This window comes from Bifidobacterium sp. ESL0790 (assembly GCF_029395435.1).
In the GTDB taxonomy this organism is placed as follows: Bacteria; Actinomycetota; Actinomycetes; order Actinomycetales; family Bifidobacteriaceae; genus Bifidobacterium.
The window spans coordinates 1,011,290-1,032,428 of record NZ_CP113915.1; the positions used below are offsets into that span (position 1 = coordinate 1,011,290).

The 21,139-nt window shown below is 57.9% G+C and carries 13 protein-coding genes; 8 read left to right on the forward strand and 5 right to left on the reverse strand.

What is annotated here, in order from left to right; genetic code table 11:
• Positions 1 to 67: 67 nt before the first annotated feature.
• A complete protein-coding gene (locus tag OZY47_RS03680) occupies positions 68 to 328 on the reverse strand; it encodes a helix-turn-helix transcriptional regulator (protein WP_277178851.1) in 261 nt (86 codons plus the stop codon).
• Position 329: 1 nt separating this feature from the next.
• A complete protein-coding gene (locus OZY47_RS03685; protein WP_277178853.1) occupies positions 330 to 875 on the reverse strand; it encodes a DUF2975 domain-containing protein in 546 nt (181 codons plus the stop codon).
• Positions 876 to 1,204: 329 nt separating this feature from the next.
• On the opposite strand from OZY47_RS03685, the gene OZY47_RS03690 reads away from it, so the two are divergent.
• Positions 1,205 to 2,227 carry an MsnO8 family LLM class oxidoreductase gene (locus tag OZY47_RS03690; protein ID WP_277178855.1) on the forward strand — a complete coding sequence of 341 codons (1,023 nt, stop codon included), beginning with the start codon at positions 1,205 to 1,207 and terminating at the stop codon, positions 2,225 to 2,227.
• A gap of 219 nt (positions 2,228 to 2,446) precedes the next feature.
• On the opposite strand, the gene OZY47_RS03695 is transcribed toward OZY47_RS03690, so the two are convergent.
• Positions 2,447 to 3,904: a catalase gene (locus OZY47_RS03695; protein ID WP_277178857.1), complete on the reverse strand. Its 1,458-nt coding sequence runs from the start codon at positions 3,902 to 3,904 to the stop codon at positions 2,447 to 2,449.
• A gap of 71 nt (positions 3,905 to 3,975) precedes the next feature.
• Between OZY47_RS03695 and yaaA the strand changes: the two genes are divergently transcribed.
• Both yaaA and OZY47_RS03705 read left to right on the forward strand, forming a co-directional pair.
• Positions 3,976 to 4,866 (forward strand): peroxide stress protein YaaA, encoded by an 891-nt coding sequence (yaaA, locus tag OZY47_RS03700; RefSeq protein WP_277178859.1) that lies wholly within the window; start codon positions 3,976 to 3,978, stop codon positions 4,864 to 4,866.
• A 312-nt stretch (positions 4,867 to 5,178) separates the two neighbouring features.
• Positions 5,179 to 6,267 carry an EcsC family protein gene (locus tag OZY47_RS03705; RefSeq protein ID WP_277178861.1) on the forward strand — a complete coding sequence of 363 codons (1,089 nt, stop codon included), beginning with the start codon at positions 5,179 to 5,181 and terminating at the stop codon, positions 6,265 to 6,267.
• 114 nt (positions 6,268 to 6,381) lie between these two features.
• Here OZY47_RS03705 and OZY47_RS03710 read toward each other — a convergent pair whose 3' ends face one another.
• Entirely contained in the window at positions 6,382 to 7,185 is an 804-nt protein-coding gene (locus tag OZY47_RS03710) for a MerR family transcriptional regulator (RefSeq protein ID WP_277178863.1), read from the reverse strand.
• Between the two features lie 681 nt (positions 7,186 to 7,866).
• On the opposite strand from OZY47_RS03710, the gene OZY47_RS03715 reads away from it, so the two are divergent.
• Both OZY47_RS03715 and OZY47_RS03720 read left to right on the forward strand, forming a co-directional pair.
• On the forward strand, positions 7,867 to 11,130 hold the full coding sequence (locus OZY47_RS03715; protein WP_277178865.1) for a BspA family leucine-rich repeat surface protein: 3,264 nt from the start codon (positions 7,867 to 7,869) through the stop codon (positions 11,128 to 11,130).
• Between the two features lie 438 nt (positions 11,131 to 11,568).
• A complete protein-coding gene (locus OZY47_RS03720; RefSeq protein WP_277178866.1) occupies positions 11,569 to 14,805 on the forward strand; it encodes a BspA family leucine-rich repeat surface protein in 3,237 nt (1,078 codons plus the stop codon).
• 202 nt (positions 14,806 to 15,007) lie between these two features.
• Here OZY47_RS03720 and OZY47_RS03725 read toward each other — a convergent pair whose 3' ends face one another.
• Positions 15,008 to 15,208 carry a hypothetical protein gene (locus OZY47_RS03725; RefSeq protein ID WP_277178869.1) on the reverse strand — a complete coding sequence of 67 codons (201 nt, stop codon included), beginning with the start codon at positions 15,206 to 15,208 and terminating at the stop codon, positions 15,008 to 15,010.
• 260 nt (positions 15,209 to 15,468) lie between these two features.
• Here OZY47_RS03725 and OZY47_RS03730 point away from each other — a divergent pair, with 260 nt between their 5' ends.
• From OZY47_RS03730 to OZY47_RS03740, 3 genes are all read left to right on the forward strand, one after another.
• Positions 15,469 to 17,685 carry a hypothetical protein gene (locus OZY47_RS03730; RefSeq protein WP_277178871.1) on the forward strand — a complete coding sequence of 739 codons (2,217 nt, stop codon included), beginning with the start codon at positions 15,469 to 15,471 and terminating at the stop codon, positions 17,683 to 17,685.
• A 202-nt stretch (positions 17,686 to 17,887) separates the two neighbouring features.
• Positions 17,888 to 19,090, forward strand: coding sequence for a hypothetical protein (locus OZY47_RS03735; protein WP_277178872.1), 1,203 nt, complete (start codon positions 17,888 to 17,890; stop codon positions 19,088 to 19,090).
• 142 nt (positions 19,091 to 19,232) lie between these two features.
• Positions 19,233 to 21,044 carry a hypothetical protein gene (locus OZY47_RS03740; protein WP_277178874.1) on the forward strand — a complete coding sequence of 604 codons (1,812 nt, stop codon included), beginning with the start codon at positions 19,233 to 19,235 and terminating at the stop codon, positions 21,042 to 21,044.
• Positions 21,045 to 21,139 lie beyond the last annotated feature (95 nt).

Below are 21,139 nucleotides of genomic sequence, written 5' to 3' on the forward strand. Positions count from 1 at the left end.
TATGTCCTTTTTATTTTGGCTGGATGTTAGCCAGAGTGATTAATTGCTTCGATGTATTTTCGAGGTGTTATTTTCTTGCGAACGACTTGGAAGCGCTAGGTGCTTCCGCATCTTCCGGGCTCGCCCGCTCATAGTGCAGCAGATCGGCGGGTTGGCAATCGAGCTCCTCGCAGATGGCGGCGAGGGTGGTGAAGCGCACCGCCCGGGCCTTGCCGGTTTTGAGGATGGAGAGGTTCGCCACCGTCACGCCCACGCGCTGCGAGAGTTCGGTGAGGGTCATGCGCCGTTCGGCGAGGATGTCGTCCAGGGTTACCGTGATGTGTCCCATGTCAGATCACCAGGTCGTTGTCGTTTTTGAGCTCGGTGGCGGCGGCCGTCAGCGAGGCGAGGGCCGAGGAGACCACGGCGAGCACCAGGCAGAAGAGGAACGCCATGCCCAACCCCAGGATGACGAGGCGCCTGCTGTCGGTGGTGACGACGAGGGCCACGATGAGCTCCACCAGCCACACCGTCGCCGAGATGGCGAAGGCCATGGCGGCTATCCGCAAGCGGCGGATGTTGCCGGGCGTGAAGGTCTCCTCGCGTCCGATCGCCGAGAACAGCCTCCACGCGCATACGGCCACCACGGCCAAAGGCAGCATTCCGATAGCGGTGAGAATGGCCGAGCCTTGCTTGAGCTCACCGGCTTTTTCGGCTGCGGGAATCACGATGATCGCCAGCGCCAGGCACGCGGCGACCACGCAGGCGTCGGTGATCTCGAGCAGGATGGCGAGCGTGTGGTGCGACATGTGCGCGCCGCGCCCGCCGTTGTCGTTTCCTGGTTCCCGCCGCGAAATCCGGGCGTCCCGGGTGTCTTTGGACTGTTGAGATCCCATCTGGTCTCCTTAGCTGGATAAATTTCTTTCTGTTTCATATCATATTCGTTTCATATTGTTTTTCGATATAAGACATATCGTTTTTCAATATCATCACAATTAAGGCAAATTGATTTTTGTCATTTCGGACATTTCCTCGATGAAAGTCGCAGGTGTGTGAGGAGCACTTTTCGGGTGTTGGCGCAAATCGTTGATTTTCCGGCCTCGCTTGCTGTAGCGTTGGCGATACGGAACGTAGCGATTCGGCCAGTTCGGTCGCGAATGATTGCAACGCCATGTCGATTTACGGAAACGTCGATAATACCGAATTGCGTTCGAGAGATGGGAGAGTGACCGTGAGACTAGCCGTCCATGATTTGTTGATGCTCAACACCGGGGAGACCCCGAAAGAGAACGTGCAGAAGACCAAGGGGCTCGTCCAATACGTCGAAAGCCTTGGCTACAGCCGGTATTGGTTCTCCGAGCACCATGGTTTCCCGGCCAGCGCCAGCATCGCACCCGAGCTGCTCGTCGCCTACTATGCGGCCGCCACGAAGAACATCCGGCTTGGCACCGGCGGCACGATGATCATGCACTATTCGCCGCTAAAGCTTGCGGAGACCTTCAAGACGCTCGAGGCCATCGCGCCCGGCCGTATCGATTTGGGTCTGGGGCGTGCTCCCGGCGGAGGTCCCACGGAAATCATGGCGTTGTCCGAAGGACGGCCGCAATTTGACCGTGACCCTCAGATGTACGGCAAGATCAACGATATTCTCGCGCTGCTCAAAGGCACTCAGGCCACCGAGGCTAGTCCGCTGTATCGTAACGTGTTCGCGGCTCCCGATACCGGTGAGGATGTACCGGAGCCGTGGATGTTGGGCTCGAGCGGTCAATCGGCGTTGAAAGCCGCCGAGCTCGGTCTGGGTTATAGCTTCGTGAAATGGTTTGGCTACAATCCAGGCATTTCGCCCAGCGTTTTCCGAGAATACCGCGAATCCTTCAAACCGAGCGTCTTCTTCGACCATCCAATCGTCAGCATGGATTATCGCGTGCTCATCACCGAAACTGAAGAGGAGCTGCGGCGTCACGAAAAGTCGTTCGAGCTGTCGTATCTGACGCTTGGTCACCCGCAAGCCACGTTGATTTCCCCGGATAGGGCCGAATCGTATGTCTATACTGAGTCCGATGAGGAACGGTTGAAGCACGCCTACGCTAACCGGATTCTGATCAAGGGCACAAAGCAGCAGGTCAAGGATATTTTGGACGACGAGATCGCCGCCTACCAGATTGACGAGCTGATGGTTCATGTCCCGATCTACAGTCTCCAGGCGCGCAAGAACACCTACAAATATCTGGCCGAGATGTACTTGTAAGTTGATACGTCCAGGTTGCTATCGGTACATTGAACTCGATAGCAACCTGATATCGGGGAGTTCCTATCCGTCGCGTGAAAACGTGGAGGATAGGAACTCTTTTTGTTACGCAAATATATATGTAGCGCAAATATAATAAAAGGAATCCTCTTTCTATATTGACGAGAGAGGATTCCCTTTTACACTGTTGCAACGCCGAACTCAGGCGTTACCTCAGCCTCACTTGATGTCGTCGAGATTCAGCCTGAGCGCCTCGGTGACGCGGGTGCCATAATCCGGATCAGCCTGATAGAACTGACGGGTCTCGAGGATCTTGATCTCCTCGGCGTGCTCGCCTTCTACCTGGCCCAGGTTGGAGGCGATGGTGGCAACCAGACGCTGCTTCTCCTCTTCGCTCAGCACGTTGTAGAGCGCGCCGGCAGCAGAGAAGTTGTCGGGCTCGTAAGCCGCGTAGTTGCCGGTCTTGCCCTCGAGCTGGTCGCCGTGGTTGCGGGCGGAGGTGTCTTCGGTCGGGCCGCCGAAGCTGTTCGGTTCGTAGTCGACAGCACCGTTCTGGGCATTGTTCGACATGAAGCCGTCACGCTCGTAGTTGTGCACCTCATTGATGGGGCGGTTGACCTTGAGCTGCTCGTAGTTGGCGCCGAGACGGTAACGCGCGGCGTCCTTGTAGGCGAAGAGGCGGCCCTGCAGCATCTTGTCGGGGGAGGGCTCGATGCCCGGCACGAAGTTGGCGGGCGCGAACGCGGACTCCTCGACGTCCTCGAAGTAGTTGTCGGGGTTGCGGTTCAGGGTGAACTCGCCGATCTCGATGAGCGGGTAGTCCTTGTGGGAGACGACCTTGGTGATGTCGAAGATGTCGTGCTTGTAGTTCAGGCCCTCTTCGTAGGGGAGGATCTGCACGCAGACCTTCCAGGACGGGTAGTTCTTGGACTCGATGGCGTCGAAGAGCTCGTGCAGCAGGTAGTCGGTGTCCTCGCTGGCGGCCTTGGCTGCGGTCTCTTCGCTCATGTTGACCACGCCCTGCTCGCTCATGAAGTGGTACTTGACCCAGAAGGCGGTGCCGTCGGCGGTGACCCACTTGAAGGTGTGGCTGCCGTAGCCGTTCATGGTGCGGTAGCTGGCCGGGTTGCCGCGATCGCCCATCAGGTAGGTGACCTGGTGCACGGTCTCGGGGGAGTGCGCCCAGAAGTCCCACTGGCGGGTCGCGTTGCGCAGGTGGGTGCGCGGGTCGCGCTTCTGGGAGTGGATGAAGTCGGGGAACTTCAGCGGGTCCTGGATGAAGAAGGTCGGCGTGTTGTTGCCGACGATGTCGTAGTTGCCCTGCTGGGTGTAGAAGCGCAGCGCGAAGCCGCGGACGTCACGCAGGGTGTCGGGGTAGCCGAGCTCGCCGGCCACCTGGGAGAAGCGCAGGAAGATCGGGGTCTCCTTGCCCTCGCCGTTGAACACGTCGGCCTTGGTGTACTCGCTCATATCCTTGGTGAGTTTGAAGGTGCCGTAGGCGCCGGCGCCCTTGGCGTGCACCACGCGCTCGGGGATGCGCTCGCGGTTGAAGTGGGCGAGCTTCTCGACCAGCTGGTAGTCCTGCAGCAGCACAGGTCCACGCACGCCGGCTGTCTGCGAATGGGTGTTGTCGGCCCAAGGCTGGCCGGACGCGTTGTTGAGTATGTTGGAAGTCATACGTTTCCTTTCCTTCTCATACGTAGTATGAAGAAGATAACAATGCGAGCCTTGCCACACAAGGGTTTGTGATGTTTCTAACGGTGTGGTTTTCTCCACGCGGAGGGGTTGCCGCCTCGGGTTGCGATTTGGATACACTGGTGGATATGCATCTTCTCCTGCCACCCTCCGAAGGCAAGTCGGCTCCGGCCGACGGTCCCGCTTTCGATATGGATCGTTTGTCGTTTCCCGAGCTCAACGAGTCGAGGGAAACGGTGCTGTCGGCGTTGATTGAGGTGTCGCGGCGCGACGACGCGGCAAAGATTCTGAAGGTCAGAGCGAAAGGCTCCCAAGAAATCATCGCGCAGCGTGATATGTTGAACGCGCCGTGTGCGCCAGCTCGTGAGGTGTATACGGGAGTGCTATACGAAGCTGCGAAATTGCGGCATAACGATGACGTGCTGATCTTCTCCGGTTTGTTCGGCGTGACGTCGGGGGAGGACCCGATTCCTTCTTACCGTCTGTCGATGAATGTCTCCCTGCCGAGCATCGGCCCGTTGAAGACGTTCTGGCGCAAGGCGCTCGCGGGTTGGAGCCCGGATACTGGCTTTGCGGAGGAATTGGAGACTCCGCATCAGGGGAGTGTTAATAAAGCAATCGGCGATATGACAGCGCGACAAGAATCGTCGATATCTGGCTCCACACGCAACGTTGACGTGACGGTGGATTTGCGTTCGGAACTATATCGCGTCACCAAGCCGGCCTTGTCACATGACAACGGCGAATGGTACGACGTCCGCATCGCCAACTCCCACAACAAAACCGTCTCCCACATGGCCAAGCACTACCGCGGCCTACTTACCCGAGCGCTGCTTGATTCGCCAACGCAATCCGTAGTCGAGGTCGCCCGCACGCTTGGTGCGGTGACTGTTGAGCATGAAAGTGGTATCCGCCACCTCACCTTGGTTCCGTTCGGCCTTTGAATCGGCTTCACTATCCGACCATTCCATCTCTGGATGGGGAACTCAGATTAACCTTATGGTTGGCTTGTTCACCGGGATTATAGGTGCTGTGTTCTATATCGAGGGTATCCGCCCAACATCTTCACCATTGTCGAATTCACGACCAATCTCGGTGCCTTTGACTAGTTCTGCCATAGGTTTTCTTTTCATGATCACGTGAGTGCCGCCGCGAGACGATTTCCGTGGTTCAAACCGTATTTGTAATAATGCCTTATTAAAATGTTATTATTTTTGAGAGAAAGCCAATGATTGCGAACGGTAAAGGAGCCTGCTATGGAAGAGAAAGACAGAGAACAACCGAGAGAACAACCAGTGGTGCCGAATCCAATATTGGATGCCAAGGAATGCGAGGAATTTGAAGCCCTTGACAATAGATTCAAGAAACTGACCACTCCGGGTCGCGTCGCGAGCGTAGGCAAGACATTGGCTGAGCACGTGCCCGAAAACATCAAGGAAAAGGCGGAGACGTTTAAAGACAGTATTTCCGAACGAGACATCTACAAGCGCGCGATGGAAATAGCCTCGAAGGGATTCCACGTCCTTGAGGAGCAAGCCGCCAAATACAGCGTCAACGAAGCCGGAGTGGTGAAGAACTTGAACGCCGTACTGGAGGATGAGACGGTCAATCGCATCGACGACATCTGTTTCATGAGAAGCTATGACGTGAGCAAAGCGGCCAATAAATATAGTTCCCACAATGTCGGCGCTGCGGTCGTCGAGGGCGCGAGCACAGGAGCGATGGGTGTGGCCGGCATTCCCCTAAGCCTTGTGATGAGTACATTCCTTGAGTATCGCGCTGTGCAGACCATAGCGATGGCATATGGATATGATGTCAAGAATGATCCAGACGAACTGGTTATCGCGGGTGGGGTTTTCTCGGCGGCGTTGAATCCTCATGGGAGCAACGGAGCCGGTATACCGGATTCAGTCGCCAAATTCATGGCGATCGCCGAAGCGCAAAGCATAAAGCAGACGGCTAAAAAGGGTTGGGCAGCGATGGCCGGTAAAGGCGGGCCCGCTCTGATGTTGGCGCAGATCAGGGCGCTCGCGAATGCCGCCGCGGAGAAGGCGTTGCAAAAGGTCGGTCAAAAAGGATTGGAAAACAGCGTCTTCAAAACAATCTTCGAACAGGTCGGAAGAAAAATGACGCTTAAGGTCATAGACCATGCGGTTCCGGTTGTTTCAGCTGGTTTCGGGGCTCTTTTCGATACTGCGCAAATGAGTCAAGTGTTGCAATATGCGGATATCTTCTACCACAAGCGTTTCCTGACGGAAAAGAAAGATCGTATCAACGCCATTATTGGGGAGAGCGGCGATAATGAGGTCATCAATGTGGTCGTGGAGGATGAAGACGAGAAGTAGTGCCTTTATTCGCACAAGACTTTGAAGCCTAAAGGCTTTTTGATTGAAGTTTCGAGCAGGCCGTTTAACCGTGTGTTCATAATGGGCTAAAACGGCCTGTTCGATAATCTGAGCTCACTCCCACTGCACGTTGTCGAGGTCGATACCTTGGGCGGCGGCGTTGGCCTCGATGATGTCGTGGAGCCATTGGGCCAGGCCGGGCTCGATGTCGTCGTAGTGCTTCTTGAAGCGCTTGTCGACGATGTACATACGGCCCAGGCCGACCTGCATTGACGGGCTGACCTCATAGTAATAGAGTGATGCGCGGTGTTCTTCGGCGAGCTTGTTGGCCTCGTCGCTGCCAGGCTTGACGCCGCGGCGCTTGGCATCGGCCAGTTTCGCCTCGACGTCAAGCATATGCTGTTCCTGATTCATTGTGGTGTCCTCGTCCGTGGTGGTCTGTCGCTCGGCGAATTCCATCCACTGCTTGGTGTCGCCCCAGCGGTCCTTCGCTTCGCGTTGTCGCGAGACGTCCGAGTCCTTGGTAGTTGCCATGGTCGTTCCTTTCTCTGCCATGTCGATGAGCCGGTCTGTATCTTCAAGGATCTTGCGAAGATGACGCAACCTCTTTTCGAGGTCGCTCCGTCCCGCCTTGAGCTCCTTGATGACAACCGGCGCCGGCGCGTCGAGCAGACGCCCGATGCGCGTGGCCGGCACGCCCAGCTCCTTGTAGACGAGCAGACGACGAAGGCGGTTCAGGTCGGCTGGCCCGTAAGCCCGATATCCGCTGGCGTCGCGTGCCGGCGAGAGCAGACCGAGGTCTTCCCAATGCCGGAGCATGCGCACGCTCACGTGAAACATTCTCGAGACCTCGCCAATGGTCAGCCCGAACATCTCGGCTGGCCGCCAAGGCGCTTCGTCCTTGTCTGTCTCACGCATCCCATTCCTCTTTCGTCGTGTCGTCCGCGGCCGGTTTGCGGTCGCAAGAGAAAAGCTATGCCCTGACAATATGTCAGGGTCAACAACCATCGGTGTGTCGTGGTTTGGCGACGTCCATGCATCGTCCCATAGGGCACCAGATGCCGTTGTCTCGATGCCGAATCAGTAGGCTGGTGCGTTTGGTCTCCAGCGACGTTGAGAGGATTATGCTTTTAGAGAATTACTTTGAAACTATCTCTAAATAAGAGATTTTCAACATATTGAAAAAATACCTAACAATGGCGTGCTGTTTGTCTGATTTAAAAATCGTTTACCGGTAAATATCTTCGCGCTGTCTAATTTGGTTGAGAGTCGGTGTTTGCTCCGTCGTTCTTGACCATAAGTACTCTAATCGTTGGTATTTCAGGGAATTGGGGAGTCGGTGGCGTTTCGGGGAATGGTGGATGGGCATACGTAATCCAATATCCGATACATGCCTTTTCGGTTGTTCTTCAAAGATGCTGGGGGTGCTTTTTTAATCCGTTTGTGTTGCAAATAAGTTAATAATATGACTATTATTGGTAATACAAATCACAGTACAAGATGCGGCGGCATGGTTCGTCCGCCGTGCTTCCGGCAGGTGCCGATTTTGGGGTGTGGCGTCTGCGGGTTCGTAGTGATGTAAGACGATGAAGGAGAAAAATGAGGAGAGACCTTAAGATTGCGTTGGGAGCCTTGGCTGCCGCGGCGACGATCATGGTCCCGACCTTGAGCAACGCGCAGGATATTCAGCGTGCCCAGCCTCAGGAGTCCACGCAGACCGTGCAGATGCAGGGGGTTCCGTCCGGTCCGGGCCAGGTTTCGGATTCCGTGACTCACGGAGACAAGAACGCCAATCCGACGCCCGGGACGCAGGATGAGTCTGCCGATTCGACTTCGGAAAGCCAGACGCCGGCTCCGGCGATGCAGCCGAGCGTCCAGAGCGACGCGGTGGAGATCACGGCGAGCCCTGACGGCAAGACGGTGACTATCAACGCCCCCGCCGGTGGCGCTACGCTCAGCAAGGCCGCCCTGGTGGCGGTGCTGCAGAACTCGGATCTGTCGCACTTCAACCCGGTCACCGCGGCGTTCACGACCGTCGCGTTCACCGGCGGCACGACGAAGCTGCCGGCCGACTCCAGCGACCTCTTTGACGGCCTGAGCGGCCTCACGTCCATCACCGGGCTCGACCATATGGACACCAGCCAAGTGACCAACATGCATAACATGTTCGCTGGTTGCAGCTCGCTGGCAAGCCTTGATCTTGGAAGCACGTTCGACACGAGCAACGTCACGGACATGTCTGGTATGTTCGTTAAATGCGCCAAGCTCGCCAGCCTTAATTTCGGCACCAAATTTGACACGTCCAAGGTGACCACCATGGAGTCCATGTTCCGTGGTTGCGGCCTGACCGGCCTGGACTTGAGCCATGGCCTCGGGTTCGACACTAGCCAGGTGAAGAACATGGTCTCCATGTTCGAGGACTGCGGCGCTATGCGCAGCCTGAATCTGGGAAACAAATTCGACACCTCCAACGTGAGGAAAACAAATTCCTATTACTCTGCCTCGAATGGCACGAGTGGCATGTTCCGGGGATGCCGTGCTTTGCTGAGCCTCGATTTGGGCGACAAGTTCGACACCTCCAACGTCACCGACATGCGCGGGATGTTCGCCGACTGCCAGAAGATGGCGACGCTCAAGCTGGGCGACAAGTTCGACACCTCCAACGTCACGATTATGACTTCGATGTTCTCCGGATGCAACAGCCTGAGGGCCATAGATTTTGGTGCCAAGTTCAGCACGTCGAGCGCGACGGAAATGAGCTCGATGTTCGAGAATTGCTCGAGCCTGACCAGCCTTGACTTGGGTGACAAGTTCGACACCCGCAACGTCACCGGCATGAGTTCGATGTTCTCGGGTTGCTCCGGCCTGACCAGCCTGCTGCTGCGCGATAAGTTCGACACCAGCAACGTCTCGTACATGAGCATGTCCGAGATGTTCCAGAAATGCTCCAAGTTGACCAGCCTTGACCTGGGCGACAAGTTCGACACCCACAAGATCACCAGCACGAGGAGCATGTTTGAGGATTGCTCCAGCCTGACGAGTCTGGACTTGGGCGATAAGTTCGACACCAGTCATGTCTGGGACATGGGCGAGATGTTCTGCGGTTGCAGTGGCCTTACCAGCTTGAATCTGAGAGATAAGTTCGACACCGGCAGCGTCACCGACATGCACGAGCTGTTCGCGCTCTGCTCTAGTCTCCCGACACTGAATCTGGGTGAGGAGTTCAATACGCACAATGTCGGGAACATGAAGGAGTTGTTCGACAATTGTAGTGGGCTAAAGGAACTCAATCTCGGCGATCACTTCGACACATCACAAGTATGGAACATGATGACTGTGTTCTCCGGCTTGGATGGCATCACGCATCTCGATTTGGGTGACAAGTTCGACACTTCCAACGTCAAATATATGGATGGCCTGTTCGAGGGGTGCCCCAAGCTGACCAGCATCGATTACGGTGACAAGTTCGACACGAGCAACGTCATCCAAATGGGAGCGATGTTCAACGCGGACACAAGCATGACGGATATCAAGCTCCCCGATACGTTCGATACCCGTAACGTCAACATCATGTCTTGGATGTTCCTTAATTGCAAGAACTTGGTCAATCTTGATTTGGGCCCCAATTTCGATACCAGTCATGTCTATACCATGGAACTGATGTTCTCCGGTTGCTCCAGTCTGAACGGCATTGATTTCGGCGGCAAGTTCAACACCAGGGGCGTCGGGAACATGAGCCAGATGTTCGCTGAGTGCTGGAAGATGAAGAGCCTTGATCTCAGCGGGTTCGACACCACCCGCGTTTGGGACATGGAAGGCATGCTCCCCGGGACGCTCGAGCAGCTGATCGTTGGTCCCAAGACCAGCTTGAAGCCTGATAGCCTCAACGCCCGTTTCAATAGCAATGTGCCATACGCCGGTCAGTGGGTGGAGCTGCCCACGCCTGGAACCCCTTCCGCAAGCGTGGACCAGACCGCGACCTATGACAATGTGTCGCTGACGGACCGCACGCGTGGCACGGCCTCCGACCGTGTCGGCACTTATGTGTGGCTGAGGAACCGCACCATCACCTTGAAGCCACAGTCGCCGCTGCCGTCCGGGGTGACGGTGAAGAACGCGACGCCTCAGACGCTTGGGGCGAAGGTCGCGATCAATTACGTCACTGCGCGTGACGGGCAGGGGCACATCGTGGAGCCGGTTGCCAACTATCGTGCGATCGGCAGGTCGGTCAAGTTGCCTGAGAACACGTTCGAGTTGAAGAACGACACTTCGGCCGACTACCGGTTCTCCAGCTGGTCGACCAATCCGGACGGTACGGGCCGGCATTACGACCCGGGCGATACTCCTGACATCATGACCCAGGATCTTACCCTGTATGCCACATGGAAGCAGTACATCGAGATTGTGACGTCGTTGACGCCGGTGTCGGGCAACCCGCTCGCGCCGGCCCCCACGCCGCAGCTGCCTGCGGCGCCCCAGTCGCCTGTAGCGATGCAGCCGGTGGCTCCGGCTCCGGCTCCGGCAGCGACTCCAGCCGCCAACGTGTTCGGCGTGAATACGGGCGTCACCGCTGGTGCCGACCATAATGCCAGCGCTCCCGGCCGTCCAGTGGGCAACACGAATCGCAGCAATCGCCGTTGCAAGCCTGTCAGCTACCTTGAGGGGACCGCCGATCCCGCAGCGTATGTGTGCGCGAGTGATGGCGGCAACGCGACGGCCACGGTGTCGGGCTCGACGCACGCGGTTCCGCCGCTGTGGCTGCTGCCCTTGGTGCTGCTGCTCCTGTTGCTGCTTTTCGCCTACAAGCGCCAGCAGCCGCTGATCATCTCCCGCCACCGTGCGATGGAGGAGACCAAGCGGTGAGTCGAGCTGAACACTGAATCCGACACGTGAGATGCGCTGGGCCCCAACCTGATTATTCGGGTTGGGGCCCAGCGCTTTGTGTGCTAGCCGAATGTTCGGTTGAGATCGACACTGTGCCGGTGCACCGATACTGGAAGGTGAGATGGCGACAGTGTCATAGGGGTGAGATGGAGTGAGGGCCCTGAAACTTAATTAGATAGAAATAATCGAGAAGTCTACTAAAGACTGAGAAACTTTCACCTGTAGCAATATTCCCGATATTTCTCGGGTTTTTCTAGGTTTAGGTAATACGTAGTTTCGCGATTCGATTACTATAGGTAATACAAATCACAGTACGAGGTGCGGCAGCGTGGTTCGTCCGCCGTACCTCCGGCAGGTGTCGATTTTGGGGTATGGCATCTGCGGGTTCGTAGTGATGAAAGGCGATGAAGGAGAAAAATGAGGAGAGACCTTAAGATTGCGTTGGGAGCGTTGGCTGCCGCGGCGACGATCATGGTCCCGACCTTGAGCAACGCCCAGGATATTCAGCGCGCCCAGCCGCAGGAATCCACGCAGACCGTGCAGATGCAGGCGGCTCCGTCCGATCAGGGCCATGGTTCCGATTCCGGGAGCGCTCCAGTAGGGCATGGGGATAAGAACGCCAATCAGACGCCAGAGGCGCAGGACGAGACCGAGGGGTCGACGCCGGCTCCCGCGATGCAGCCGAGTGCCCAGAGCGACGAGGTGGAGATTACCGCAAGCCCTGACGGCAAGACGGTGACCATCAACGCCCCCGCTGGTGGCGGCACGCTTGACAAGGCCGCCCTGGCGGCGGTGCTGCAGAACGCGAATCCGGCGTACTGTGGCTCGGCCACTGCGGCGTTCACGACCATCGCGTTCACCGGCGGCACGACGAAGCTGCCCGCCGACTCCAGCTACCTCTTTGGAGGGCTGAGCGGACTCACGTCCGTCACCGGGCTCGACCATGTGGACACCAGCCAAGTGACCAACATGGATGGCATGTTCTATCGTTGCAGCTCGCTGACAAACCTCAACCTCGGAAACGCGTTCGACACCAGCAATGTGACGGACATGGGCGGCATGTTCTTTGGCTGCTCCAAGCTCGCCAGCCTTGATTTCGGCACCAAATTCGACACGTCCAAGGTGACCGACATGGAGACCATGTTCTATGGTTGCGGCCTGACCAGCCTGGACTTGAGCCAAGGCATCGGGTTCGACACCAGCAAGGTGACGAACATGGTCTCTATGTTTCAGGATTGCAGCGCCTTGCGCAGCCTGAATCTGGGCAGTAAGTTCGACACTTCCAACGTGAGGAAGACAAGCGTCACGAATTATGGGTATGAGTCGGATGGCATGGAAAGCATGTTCCAAGGTTGCCGTGCTTTGCTGAGCCTCGATTTGGGCGACAAGTTCGACACCTCCAACGTCACCGACATGCGCTCGATGTTCGCCGACTGCCAGAAGATGACAACGCTCAATCTGGGCGGCAAGTTCGACACCTCCAACGTCAAGCACATGAATGGGATGTTCTCGGGATGCAACAGCCTGAGGGCCCTCGACCTGGGCGCCAAGTTCAGCACGTTGAACGTGACGGATACGAGCACGATGTTCAAGGATTGCTCCAGCCTGACCAGCCTTGATCTGGGTGACAAGTTCGACACCAGCAAGGTCACCTGCATGAGTTCGATGTTCTCGGGATGTTCAGGCTTGACCAGCCTGCTGCTGCGCGATAAGTTCGATACCAGCAGCGTCAGCGGTATGAGCATGTCTCAGATGTTCCAGAATTGCTCCCGTCTGCCGAGCCTTGATCTGGGCGCCAGGTTCGATACCCATGGCGTCACCAGCATGAGGAGCATGTTCGAGAATTGCTCCAGCCTGACCAGTTTGGATCTGGGCGCCAAGTTCGACACCAGCAACGTTTGGGACATGAGCGAAATGTTCTGCCGTTGCTCGGGACTTGTCAGCTTGAATCTGAGGGATAAGTTCGACACCAGCAGCGTCACCGACATGCCCGGGCTGTTCGCGCTCTGCTCCAGCCTCACGACTCTCAATCTGGGCGACAAGTTCAATACGGGCAATGTCCGGGACATGCAGGAGTTGTTCGAGAGTTGCCGTGGTCTGAGTGAAATCAATCTTGGCGATCACTTCGACACGTCACAAGTACGGAACATGAGAAGTGTGTTCTCCGACTGCGAGGGCATCACGCATCTCGATTTGGGTGACAAGTTCGACACCCATAACGTCACATTGATGGATTCCCTGTTCCAGGGATGCTTCAAGCTGACCAGCATCGATTATGGCGACAAGTTCGACACGAGCAAAGTCACCGGGATGGGATCGATGTTCAATGCGGACACAAGCATGACGGACATCAAGCTCCCCGATAAGTTCGATACCCGTAACGTTCAGACCATGGCTTGGATGTTTCTTAATTGCAAGAACTTGGTCAACCTCGATTTGGGTGACAAGTTCGACACCAGTCATGTCTATGACATGAGCCTGATGTTCTCCGGTTGCTCCAGCCTCTATGGCATCGATTTCGGAAGCCAGTTCAACACCGGGTTCGTCAGGGACATGCACGAGATGTTCGCTGAATGCTGGAAGATGAAGAGCTTGGATCTCAGCGGGTTCGACACCCACACCGTTTGGAACATGGAAGGCATGCTCCCTTCAACGCTTGAGCAGCTGACCATTGGTCCCAATACCAGCTTGAAGTCTGAAAGCCTCAATACCAATTTCAATAGCAATGTGCCATACGCCGGTCAGTGGGTTGAGCTGGCCACGCCTGGAACCCCGTCCGCGAACGTGGACCAGACCGTGGCCTATGACAACGTGTCGCTGACGGACCGCACGCGGGGCGCCGCCCCTGAGCGGGTGGGCACGTATGTGTGGCTGAGGAACCGCACCATCACCTTGAAGCCGCAGTCGCCGCTGCCGTCCGGGGTGACGGTGAAGAACGCGACACCTCAGACGCTTGGGGCGAAGGTCGCGATCAATTACGTCACCGCGCGTGATGGGGATGGGCACATCGTGGAGCCGGTTGCGAACTATCGTGCGATCGGCAGGTCGGTCAAGTTGCCTGAGAACACGTTCGAGTTGAAGAACGACACCTCGTCCGAGTATCTGTTCTCCAGCTGGTCGACCAACCCGGACGGCACGGGCCGTCATTACGACCCGGGCGATACTCCTGACGTCATGACCCAGGATCTTACCCTGTATGCGACCTGGAAGGAACAGATCGTGATGGTGACGCCGATGATGCCGGCGCCGCAGAGCCCGGTCGGTCCGGTGCCTTCGGGTCAGACTCCTGCCACTCCGCAGCCGGCACCCGGTCCCCAAACCGCAATCGTCAACGTGTTTGGCGTGAACACCGGAGTCGTGGGTGGTGCCGACCATAACGCCAGCGCTTCTGGCCGTCCGGTGACCGGCAGGAACCAGAACAACCGTCGTTGCAAGCCTGTCAGCTACCTTGAGGGGACCGCGGAGCCTGCGGCGTATGTGTGCGCGAGTGATGGTGGCAACGCGAAGGCCACGGTGTCTGGTTCGACGCATGCCATCCCGCCGCTGTGGCTGCTGCCCTTGGCGCTGCTGCTCCTGTTGCTGCTGTTCGCCTACAAGCGCCAGCAGCCGCTGATCATCTCCCGCCACCGCTCGATGGAGGAGACCAAGAGGTGAGCGCTAGCCGCTGATTGGTGATTCGCATACGCTGGGCCGCAACCTGATCATTCGGGTTGCGGCCCAGCGTTTTGCGTGTTGTCTGCGGTCATGGAAGTGGGGTCTGATGGATGATTGGCCGGAATCTTTTGTGGGGCCCATGGCTTGTTTTTTTACGCGAGATGCGCCCAATTCAGCATCGTTGCTTTTAGCGGTCTCGGTCTTACTTGAACAGGTCTCGCCAACCAAAGCTGGTCTTGCGATAGACCTTGTTGTACAGGGCCTTGCGTGGATTGCGCACCCAGCCCATGCCCTTTTTGCCGTAGCCGGGAATCACCGCCCGCTTCACCCCACGTTTCGCACGTCCCGTGGTCATCGCCTTGAATGACCTCTTCGGGCTGGGTTTGCGCATGCCGAACTTCATGGAACGCTCCTTGTCTCACGTTTATCCACTTTTTCGATTCTAGTTGGGGAACTCGGGGCGATGGCCTCGCTGGTGTCGCGGAACGTTGGAATCGTTGGAATTGCCTGAAGAATCGCAAGGTGATGCATTCAGCGGTTCCGAGCGTTGATAGTCAATCGTGACAGACACGATGGGGGAGTTGGTAGCGCGAAAGGATATACTTGGGGGCAAGTGTTAACCGAAGCAGGCAAGAGAACGCCGAGACGAAAGAGAGAGTTGGCATGGCGCAGAAGCAGGATCAGGAGTCTTTCGACGGGCCCGCGGCGCAGCAGCCGTTCGACCAGGGCTGGAATGGCGACGAAGGCGCGAACGTCGGAGGGAATGGTGTTGGTGAAGGTGTATTCGCTGTAGACCCCAATAATACCGCCGTTCCAGGGCAGGCCGATCCGAATGGCGCGAATGGTGCCTATGGGCCGAACTATGGCGTGAACGCCAACGACCCGGGCGGCCAGGCCGGCGCGGGCCAGGGGCAGCAGGCCTATCAGCCGCAGCGATATACCGGCTGGCAGGAGAACGCGCCCACCAATCAGGACTGGGTGCCCAACGGCGCCGATCCCAATCCCGCGCCCTACACCGCTGCAAACGTTGCATATAACGGCCAGAATATTCCTGATGGCTATACGCAGTCCGCTCCCGACTACTCCGTGCCGGGCCAGGCACCGCAGGATGATATGGGTGGCCAGGCGAATGGCCAGTACCAACCTGATGGCCAGTACCCAGCTGATGGTCAATATCAAAACGATGGACAATACCAGCAGGTTGATGGGCCGTATCAGCAAAATGACCAGTATCAGCCCGATAGCCAATATCAGGTCGATGGCCAGTACCAGCCCGATGGCCAGTACCAGCCCGATGGCCAGTACCAGCCCAACGGCCAATTCCAGCCGAACCCCTATGTCAAAACCGCCACCAAGCGTTCCCGCGGCCCCGTCATCGCGATCATCGCCGCGATCGTCGCCATCGCTTTGGTGGTGGGCGGTATGCTCTTCCTACGTTCGTACGCCGGTCACAGGCTGACGCATAGGCACTACGATTCCATATCGTCGCAGTACCCCTTCAGCGCGCAACAGAGGATCGACAAGCTCAACAACGACATCGACAGCAAGATGAGCGATGTCGTCGGCAACGACAAAGTCGACCAGTCCGCCATCGACACGGTCAAGGGAGATTACGACAAGATCGAGACGGAGAACAAGGACTTTCCCAACCACTCCGAGATCAAGCGCCCCCGAGCCAAGCAACGTCTCGACCGCTACCTCAAAGCCTTCGGCAATGAGGAGGCCATGAGCAAGGACTACCTGGCGAACGCCAAAAACGTGTCCAAGGCGATGAAGACATGCGGCGACCTCCCCTTCGACCCTATGGAGGACGCCACCTACCAGAAGTATGTGGCGGCGGTGGCTTCGTGCCGCGCGGCCGTCAAGCCGATGCAAGACTCCAAGACCCAGCCGATTCAGCAGTTCGCGGCCAATATCAACGGCATGGCCGACTCGGCCCAGGCGGCCGCCGACACGTTGCACTCCCTGAAGGACCAGGAACAAGGGCCCAAGCTCAGCCCCCAGGCGGAACAGGCCATGAATGACACCAACACCAGGATGAAGGTCAGCGATTTGCGCAACACGCTCCAAGACGGTCTGCACAAGGCGCGCAAGGACTGCCATGCCAGCTGGAAGCTTTCGCAGTTGGTCAACGCCATGTCCACCGACCCCAGCATGTACTCCAGTTCGGCCTACTCGAGCGATAAAACGGAAGTCAAAAAAGCCCTGAAAACGTTTGATGGTCTGAGGGCGTCGTACGGCAATCTTGATGAGGATATCCGAGACATGGACACCACCGGCATGGAATACCTGGACGCCGATGATGAGGCCGACCTGCAGGCCGACATCGCCGCGATCGCGCAGGTCAACGACGAGGCTCCCAAGCTTTCCGTGACATCCGATCCAAAGGTCGTCGGCACTTGGCGTGAGTACTCGCAGAAGTATGACCAGGACTCGAAGGTGGTCCAGAGCTACGCGGCCAACATCGTTCAGGTCTCCAACGCGAAGGCGGCGTGCGACAACGTGCCGATTTTCGCGATGGTCGACGATGACACCAGTGTCTACACCAACTACATCAGCTCGTGCAGGGCGGCCCTGGCGCCGTTCAAGGACACGCAGATCGAGCCTTTGGCCAAACTTTACGCCATGACCAGCGCCCATATGGACACCATGGAGAGCACCATCTCGCAGATGAACGACTACATCGCCCAGAAAGGGGAGCACGGCAAGTTTGACGACAGCTACACGAAGCTGCGCAACCAGCTGCAAAGCTATACCCATACCGAGGATATCGATTCGCTGTTCGGCCGTTTCGGCGACAGCATCGACAAGCAGCGCGAGAAGATCGACATCAACAAGTCGGTCGAGCAACTGCGCGCCGATGTCATGTCCGTACGATGATTCCAGGGCGTGGGGGCACGGGATTCGCGGTTTTCGCTGTCATGCCAAGTCGGTGTTTGTCGGCGTCGGCCAACAGTGTCGAAGTATGGTGAACACAGCTGGATTAATCGTTTTTTCCGTGGGATAATTAAACAGTTGCTTTTGTTACATAGCCGTTGTTGTCTAATTACGAGGCAACACGGCATCGAAGAGGAGAGATCAGATGGCAGATCCACAGAATATGGGAGGCAACACCCCCGCCGGAGAGAATCCGGGAACCAACAACCCCCAGCCCGCGATGGGCCAGGGCCAGGTGCCTTTCGACGCCAGTGCTCAGGGCAGTCCTTATGGCGCTCCACAGCAGGACGCGCCGGTGAACAATCAAGTGCCGCCGCAGCCGACGATGCCCGACCAGGCCGGCCAGGTGCCGCCGCAGGGCCAGATGCCCTATTCGGGCCAGCCCGCCGCCGCTCCCTATGACGCCCAAGCTCCCCAAGGTGGTCAGCCGGGTCAGCCGGGCTACGCGCCCGAAGGCATGATGCCCGGCGCCGACGGTGTCCCGCCGATGCAGGGTGGCATGCCCGTCGAGCCCAAGAAGGGCATGAGCAAGACGGCCAAGATCGTGATCACCGCCGTCATCGCCGTCGTCGTGGTGGTGGCCGTGGTGCTGGGCCTCGACGTCGCCGGCGTCATCGGCGGCCCCAAGGAGAAGGACTACAAGGCCGCGCAGGCCGAGATCAGCCAGATGGAGCACACGTTCACCTCGATGACCGCCGACTTCGTCACCGCCTCCTATTCCGCCGGTGGTGACGGCATCAGCCAGGACGAGCTCACCCAGTTCAAGAGCAGCATGAAGAAGAACGAGCAGGCCAACCAGACCTTCAAGAGCCTCAAGGTGATGAAGGACCCGAAGGTCAAGGCCGCCTACGACGCTTACGTGCCGAAGGCCAACAGCTTCAACGACTACATGGGCGACCTCATCAAGTCCATGCAGGACCTGTCGAACATGAAGGACGCCTGCACCAACAACGTCGAGAGCGAGACCGTCAGCAACCACTTCTACCAGGCCTATGACACCTATATCTCCGGCTGCCAGGCCAAGATCCAGGATGCCGGCAAGGTGCCCAACAAGCCCGTCGCTGATTTCATGCAGAGCATGCAGGACTACCTCAACAAGAAGAATGGCGTGTTGAAGCAGATGGAGGCGCTGGGCGATCCCGACACCTTCACCTCCAACGCCCAGATTGACCAGGTCAACGCCCTCGTCGATCAGTTCAACGCCATCCAACCGCCGACCGAAAGCGCGACGACCTTGCAGGATGCCATCACCAAGGACGTCGATGGCATCGATCCGACGAGCAAGCTGAACACGCTCAAGACCGCCGTCGACAATGGCGCGAGGGCCAAGCGCGGCTCGGTGTTCTAACGCCCGACAATCGGATAAAGCACCTTTGCCATCGTGAGCAGTCATGGATTCAATTCGTGTCCACTCAGATGGCGGAGGTGCTTTGTTTTTATGGCATATTATTAGACAAATGACTAGCAATTGATGGGTAGGTTTGTATCGTATGTCTGGCAATGATCAGCAGGAGTTCCTCGACGACAACGCCCCGAAATATTCCCATGACCGGAATGCGGGTGGTTTTGCGCCCAATGGCCAGAATCCGGCGGCCGGTGCCGATGCGGGTTCCGCCGCGCCTTCGCAGTGGGTGGTGGACGATGCCGGACGTCCGTCTTCGCCCAACGCGTTCCTGCGGACTTCCCAGCCCAACGACCAGGAGGATGAGAAGACCACGAGGCTCAAGAACGCGGTCGCGGTCCTCATCGTGATCATCCTGGCGATCGTCGTGGTGCTGGCGGGCGTCCTCGGCCACAGGGCGTACCAGAAACACCAGCGCAACCAGAAGATCGCGCAGCAACTCGAGGAGGAGCTCGGCCCGCCGAAGGCCAACACGGTGCGAGGGCAGCGCAAGGCCTTCGACGCCACGAGTTCCGACCTTCAATCCACGTTGAAGCTCATGGTCGAGAGCAAGCATGTGGGCCGGCATGACGTCGCGCAGCTCAACAAGCTCATCGCCGAGGCCGATGCCAACAACGCCAAACTCACGGGAATCAAAGGCATGGACGCCGCCGCGGTGAAACCCCAGCTCGACCGCTATTCCCGGGCCTACGCCGCCGACAAGGCGATTCTGCAGGACTACGGCAGCCACGCCGCGGCCATATCGACGATGTACAAGACCTGCGGGGCGGATTGGAACGACGTGGCGGGCGAGAAGGACACCTCGGTGCACGACCAGATGATGGCGTCGTGCCAGGCCATGCTGCAACCCTTGGCCGATTCGAACGACCCCGCGATGAAGACGCTGGTCGCCTCGGTCAACTCCGCCTTGCAGGCCAGCGACGCCGTTGTCAAGAACCCGGCGGCGAACAATGACGCGAATGGCACGACCGGATCGCAGCAAGGCCAGAATGGCAAGAAGGATTCCCGGAAGGATGTCGGCCCGTCCAAGCGCGTGGCCGACGACGTCAAGCAATACGGCCGTGACCTGGCGGCGGAACGCGACGCGCTGCATATCAAATGGGCGTTCTACCGTGTCTGCGACACCCAACAGGCGCAGGCGGATTCCCAGGAGGATGGCGAGAGTCTCAGCAAGTCGTTCCTCGAGGACGGGCCTGGGCAGTCCATGGACGACCAGCATGCCAAGGCGACCGCCAAAGCGCTGCGGGATGTCGCCAGGCGATTGACGGTGCTGAACTCTACGATGAGCGCGGTCACCGGGGATGGGGAGAAGAGCCTTGAGCCCTCCGATGTCGACGACCTCAACGCGGCGCTCAAAGCCGCCGAGCAGGCCAACGACGTGCTTGAGGCGCAGATGAAGGCCGACGGCCAACAGGGCGATAAGGATCTGAAGGATTATCTCGCGGCCTCCGCCAAAGACAAGGCGCTGATCACCCGATACGCCTCCAGCATGCTGGCCGTCTCGAACGCGGATGCGGCCTGCTCCACGCTGCCGGTGCAGGTCCCCTCGGACCCCAGCTACACTCAGTATTCCAACTATGTCACCGCTTGTTCGACCAGCCTGCAGTCGCTCAAAGAGGTCAAGGACGGCAAGGCCCAGGACCTCTACACCAGCATGTCGGGCAACCTCTCCCTGACCTCCAGGATCGTCGAGCAGATGAAGGGGCTGGGCTCCGCCGACGAGGCGGGCAACGGGGCGCATAGTAAGCAATACTATGAGCTCCTTTCGCGTCTGCAGGACAACACGAATCACAAGCCCGCGGGCATCTTCGACGATTACATGGATAATTTCGGCACCAACGCGCGTTCGGAATACGACGCGATGGACGCGCTGGACAGTCTGTGTGGGCGTGCCCACTAGAGGTGAGCCTGGCAAGACGGGGGAGACGCGCTTGCATATCACGTTTTGGATTCATGGGCGATCATCGCTGGCGACTGTAGGGGAGTTCCATTAAA